Source organism: Cupriavidus sp. HPC(L), from assembly GCF_000307735.3.
In the GTDB taxonomy this organism is placed as follows: Bacteria; Pseudomonadota; Gammaproteobacteria; order Burkholderiales; family Burkholderiaceae; genus Cupriavidus.
This window is the reverse complement of the sequence record NZ_AMPR02000264.1, coordinates 1-3,701: the sequence shown is the minus strand read 5'-3', so window position 1 is coordinate 3,701 and position 3,701 is coordinate 1. Positions and strand designations below refer to the sequence as shown.

Sequence of the window (3,701 nt, the reverse complement as noted above, 5' to 3'; positions counted from 1 at the left end):
GCCGCCGCTTCGATCGCCGCCGTCCCGTCTACCCCGGCAGCCGCCAACGACGCCGGTCCGGCGGACGCGCTGCCTCACCTCGCATCCTGACCATGTCCCGCATCCAAACGACTTTCGCGGCGCTGTCCGCACAAGGCAGGAAGGGCCTGATCCCCTTCATCACCGCCGGCGATCCCGAGCCCGGCCTGACCGTCGCGCTGATGCATGCGCTGGTCGAGGGCGGCGCCGACGTGATCGAGCTGGGCGTGCCGTTTTCCGACCCGATGGCCGACGGCCCGGTGATCCAGCGCGCCTCCGAGCGGGCGCTGGCCAACGGCGTCAGCCTGACCCAGGTGCTGGGGTGGGTGCGCGAATTCCGCCAGCGCGACGCCGCCACGCCGGTGGTGCTGATGGGCTATGCGAATCCGATCGAGCGGATGGGCGAGCGCGCCTTCGCGCAGGCCGCCCGCGAGGCCGGCGTCGACGGCGTGCTGGTGGTCGATTACCCGCCCGAGGAGTGCGAGGCGTTCGCCCAGCTGATGCGCGAGCACGACGTCGATCCGATCTTCCTGCTGGCGCCGACCACCACCGACGCCCGCATCGCGCAGGTCGCCAGGGTGGCCAGCGGCTATCTGTACTACGTGTCGCTGAAGGGCGTGACCGGCTCCGGCGCGCTCGACCTCGACAGCGTCGCCGCGCGCCTGCCGGTGATCAAGCGCCACGCCAACCTGCCGGTCGGCGTCGGTTTCGGCATCCGCGACGCGCAGACCGCGCGCGCGATCGCCAGCGTGGCCGACGCGGTCGTGATCGGCAGCCGGCTGGTGCAACTGCTGGAGGAAGCGCCGCGGGAACAGGCGGTACAATCGCTGCGTTCGTTTATCGCGGAGATCCGCGCGGCGCTGGACGCCAAGGCGTGACGCATTAGCCTCATATTGGCGGACTTCGGCGATATTTCACCGCCGGCGGCCGCCGATTTCTGCCTCCCGCAGCACAGAAAGTCGGCCCCTGGGCGGCGAGCGTGGTACATTCGCCGCCTTGGCCGATGGCCGGGCCTGCACCTGCGCGCACGTGCGCCGTAACAAGCGGCAATGCCACGCTGCGATGCGCCGGGCCGCGGCCTTATCCGAAAGGAGCGTTTTGATGAGCTGGTTGGATAAACTCCTGCCCCCGAAGATTCAACAGACCGACCCCTCGTCCCGCAAGGGCATCCCCGAGGGCCTGTGGGTCAAATGCCCGTCGTGCGAGTCCGTGCTGTACCGGACCGACGTCGAGGCCAATCTGCATGTCTGCCCCAAGTGCGACCACCATATGCGCATCCGCGCGCGCGAGCGGCTCGATTCGCTGCTCGACGCCGAGGGCCGCTATGAGATCGGCCAGGAAATCGTGCCGGTCGACGCGCTGAAGTTCAAGGACTCGAAGAAATATCCGGACCGGATCAAGGCCGCGATGGACGAGACCGGCGAGACCGACGCGATGGTCGTGATGGGCGGCGCGATCCACACCATTCCGGTGGTGGTCAGCTGCTTCGAATTCGCCTTCATGGGCGGCTCGATGGGTTCCGTGGTCGGCGAGCGCTTCGCCCGCGGCGCGCAGGCGGCGCTGGAGCAGAAGGTGCCGTTCATCTGCATCAGCGCCACCGGCGGCGCGCGCATGCAGGAAAGCCTGCTGTCGCTGATGCAGATGGCCAAGACCACCGCGATGCTGAACAAGCTGTCGGCGGCCAGGCTGCCGTTCATCAGCGTGCTGACCGACCCGACCATGGGCGGCGTCTCCGCGAGCTTCGCCTTCCTGGGCGACGTGGTGATCGCCGAGCCGAAGGCGCTGATCGGTTTTGCCGGCCCGCGCGTGATCGAGCAGACCGTGCGCGAAAAGCTGCCCGAAGGCTTCCAGCGCGCCGAGTTCCTGCTGCAGAAGGGCGCCATCGACATGATCGTCGACCGGCGCAAGCTGCGTGCCGAGCTCGCGCAACTGCTGGCGCTGCTGCAGAAGCAGCCGGCCGACGCGGTGGCCTGAACGGACGCCGATCGCCGAAGGATGGTTTGACGACGCGGACCTGGTCCGCGTTTTTCATTGAGTAGTATCGATTCACGGGTGCTGTTCTCCCTCTCCCCCTCAGGGGGAGAGGGTTGGGGAGAGGGTTGGGGAGAGGGGGTGGCTTGGAACCCGCCCAGGGCCTGCCGCCACCGCTTGCCCTCTCCCCCAGCCCTTCTCCCGCAAGCGGGAGAAGGGAGCGGTGGCCCGCGAACCGCAGCTGATCACCGCAGCATCATGCCTATCTTCTCCTCCCTCCCCGAGTGGCTGGCCCACCTCGAAACCGCGCATCCGGTCGGCATCGACATGGGCCTGACCCGGATCAGCCGGGTCAAGGAAGCGCTCGGCCTGCGCATCGACGCGCTGGTCTTCACCGTGGGCGGCACCAACGGCAAGGGTTCGACCTGCGCGATGCTCGAACGCATCCTGCTGGAAGCAGGCTACAAGGTCGGCTGCCATACCTCGCCGCACCTGCTGTCATTCAACGAGCGCGCGCGCATCAACGGCGAGATCGCCACCGACGCCCAGCTGCTGCCGCATTTCGAGGCGGTCGAGCGCGCCCGCACCAGCTTCGCCGACCCGGTCAGCCTGACCTATTTCGAGTTCACCACGCTGGCGATCGTCCATGCCTTCGCCGCCGCGCAGCTCGACGCGATCATCCTGGAGGTCGGGCTGGGCGGCCGGCTTGACGCGGTCAATGTGTTCGATCCCGACTGCGCGATCGTCACCAGCGTCGATATCGACCATGCCCAGTACCTGGGCGACACGCGCGAGAAGATCGGCTTCGAGAAGGCCGGCATCTTCCGCCCGCATGTGCCGGCGATCTGCGGGGACCCGATGCCCCCGGCCTCGCTGGTCGAGCACGCCGAGACGATCGGCGCCGACCTGTGGCTGGTCGGCCGCGATTTCCAGCACCAGGCCGCCAAGGGCCAGGAGCGCCTGCAGTGGGACTGGAGCGGCCGCGGCCGCAAGCTCAATGGTCTGGGCTATCCGGCGCTGCGCGGCGCCAACCAGCTGCTGAACGCGTCGGCCGCGCTGGCCGCGCTGCAGGCGGTGCGCGACCGGCTGCCGGTCAGCGCGCAGGAAGTGCGCAATGGGCTCGCCTTCGTCGATCTGCCCGGGCGCTTCCAGGTGATGGCGGGCCGTCCGACGGTGATCCTCGACGTCGCCCACAACCCCCATGCCGCCGCGACGCTGGGCCAGAGCCTCGACAACATGGGGTTCTTCCGCTACACCTACGCGGTGTTCGGCGCGATGGCGGACAAGGACATCGCCGGCGTGCTGCGCCACCTGAGCGACAAGGTCGATCACTGGTGCCTGTGCGACCTGCCGACGCCGCGCGCGGCCAGCGCGCAGGACCTGCTGGAGCACCTGGAGCAGGGTGGCTTCCGGCCGGGTCCGGATGCCACCGCGGCGTGCTTTGCGAGCCCCGAGGCGGCCTATCGGGACGCCATCGAGCGTGCCACCGAGAATGATAGAATCCTGGTCTTCGGATCGTTCTACACCGTGGCCGGCGTGATGGCGTACCGCGCGACCCAGGCCAACTAGCCTGCGGACCATTTTCCAGGGCACTACGCGGGCACTTCCGGGGCACGCGCCGCGGTCGAGCGACAAACCAAGGGGCGGCCGCGCCTGCCGCCCGCACCGAACCAATCTATGGGCCTGCTTTCGCTGTTTTCCTTCCGCAAGGG

The 3,701-nt window shown here is 68.6% G+C and carries 3 protein-coding genes; all 3 read left to right on the top strand.

Going from position 1 to position 3,701, the window contains the following annotated elements; translation table 11 throughout:
• The first annotated feature begins 92 nt into the window (after window positions 1-92).
• The 3 genes from trpA to folC all read left to right on the top strand — a co-directional run bounded on the left by trpA (window position 93) and on the right by folC (window position 3,558).
• Window positions 93-896 carry a tryptophan synthase subunit alpha gene (gene trpA / locus B551_RS15170; RefSeq protein ID WP_006579935.1) on the top strand — a complete coding sequence of 268 codons (804 nt, stop codon included), beginning with the start codon at window positions 93-95 and terminating at the stop codon, window positions 894-896.
• A 223-nt stretch (window positions 897-1,119) separates the two neighbouring features.
• Window positions 1,120-1,992, top strand: coding sequence for an acetyl-CoA carboxylase, carboxyltransferase subunit beta (gene accD, locus B551_RS15165; protein ID WP_006579934.1), 873 nt, complete (start codon window positions 1,120-1,122; stop codon window positions 1,990-1,992).
• Window positions 1,993-2,247: 255 nt separating this feature from the next.
• Entirely contained in the window at window positions 2,248-3,558 is a 1,311-nt protein-coding gene (folC, locus tag B551_RS15160; RefSeq protein ID WP_006579933.1) for a bifunctional tetrahydrofolate synthase/dihydrofolate synthase, read from the top strand.
• Window positions 3,559-3,701 lie beyond the last annotated feature (143 nt).

What these genes read in the sequence shown, in the direction of transcription:
- trpA (WP_006579935.1), top strand. Translation starts at nt 93, where the DNA reads ATGTCCCGCATCCAAACGACTTTCGCGGCGCTGTCCGCACAAGGCAGG.
- accD (WP_006579934.1), top strand. Translation starts at nt 1,120, where the DNA reads ATGAGCTGGTTGGATAAACTCCTGCCCCCGAAGATTCAACAGACCGAC.
- folC (WP_006579933.1), top strand. Translation starts at nt 2,248, where the DNA reads ATGCCTATCTTCTCCTCCCTCCCCGAGTGGCTGGCCCACCTCGAAACC.